This is a genomic window from Sandarakinorhabdus sp., assembly GCF_040398645.1.
Classification (GTDB): domain Bacteria; phylum Pseudomonadota; class Alphaproteobacteria; order Sphingomonadales; family Sphingomonadaceae; genus Sandarakinorhabdus.
Genome location: NZ_JBBATR010000122.1, coordinates 1 through 1,285 on the forward strand (window position 1 = coordinate 1; position 1,285 = coordinate 1,285).

Sequence of the window (1,285 nt, forward strand, 5' to 3'; positions counted from 1 at the left end):
AGCCACGTCGTCGAAGCTGTTCAGTCGGGCTGAGGCCCGACTGCCAGCCCGGCCGGGGTGGCGCGAGTCGCGCAATAACGCTGCGCGTTATCGCTTGCCGCGCTCACCCGCGCTCCACCGCCAGTGCAATCCCCATACCCCCACCAATGCAGAGAGTGGCGAGGCCCTTCTTCGCATCACGCCGGCCCATCTCATGCAGCAGCGTCACCAGCACGCGCGCGCCCGATGCGCCGATCGGGTGGCCGATGGCGATCGCGCCGCCGTTCACGTTCAGCTTGGTGGGATCAAGGCCCAGTTCCTGGCCAACGGCCAGCGCCTGCGCCGCGAAGGCCTCGTTGGCTTCGACCAGATCGAGATCAGCAACGCTCCAGCCGGCGCGTGCCAGGGCCTTGCGGCTGGCCGGCACCGGGCCGATGCCCATCACGGCGGGATCGACGCCAACGCTGGCAAAGCCGGCGATGCGCGCCAGCACGGCGGCGCCGCGGCGGGCGGCTTCGGCTTCGCTCATCAGAACCAGCACGGCGGCGCCGTCGTTCAGGCCGCTGGCGTTGGCGGCGGTGACGCTGCCGTCCTTCTTGAAGGCGCCCTTGAGGCCGGACACGCTGTCCAGCGTCACGCCGTCCCGGATATACTCGTCGATGTTCACCACGGTGTCGCCCTTGCGGCCCTGGATGGTGACCGGCGCGATTTCGGCGGCGAAGCGCCCGGCGGCGCGCGCGGCGCTGGCCTTGTTCTGGCTGCCCACGGCAAATTCATCCTGCGCCGTGCGGCTGATCTGGTAACGCTCCGCCACATTTTCGGCGGTCATGCCCATGTGATAGCCATTGAAGGCATCCCACAGCCCGTCCTTGATCATGGTATCGACCAATTCGATATGGCCCATCTTGGTGCCAGCGCGCAGCGCCTGGGCGTGGGCGGAAAGGCTCATCGATTCCTGGCCGCCGGCCACCACGATGCCGGCATCGCCATTGGCAATGGCCTGGGCCGCCAGCGACACGGCGCGCAGGCCGGAACCGCAGACCTGGTTGACGCCGTAAGCTGCCGCTTCGATGCGGATGCCAGCGGCCATCGCGGCCTGACGCGCCGGGTTCTGGCCCTGGCCAGCGGTGAGCACCTGGCCCAGGATCACTTCGTCCACTTCATCGGCGGCGACACCGGCATCGGCCAGCGCGGCTTCGATGGCGGCCTTGCCGAGCAGATGGGCCGGCACGGCGCCAAATGCGCCCATGAAGCTGCCAACGGCGGTGCGGCGCGCGGCGGTGATGACGATGTTGCTCATGATGGG

1 protein-coding gene is annotated in these 1,285 nt (G+C 68.9%); it reads right to left on the bottom strand.

Annotated elements, in window-relative coordinates:
• Positions 1-103 precede the first annotated feature (103 nt).
• Positions 104-1,279 carry an acetyl-CoA C-acetyltransferase gene (locus ABWP50_RS13515; RefSeq protein ID WP_353218506.1) on the bottom strand — a complete coding sequence of 392 codons (1,176 nt, stop codon included), beginning with the start codon at positions 1,277-1,279 and terminating at the stop codon, positions 104-106.
• Positions 1,280-1,285 lie beyond the last annotated feature (6 nt).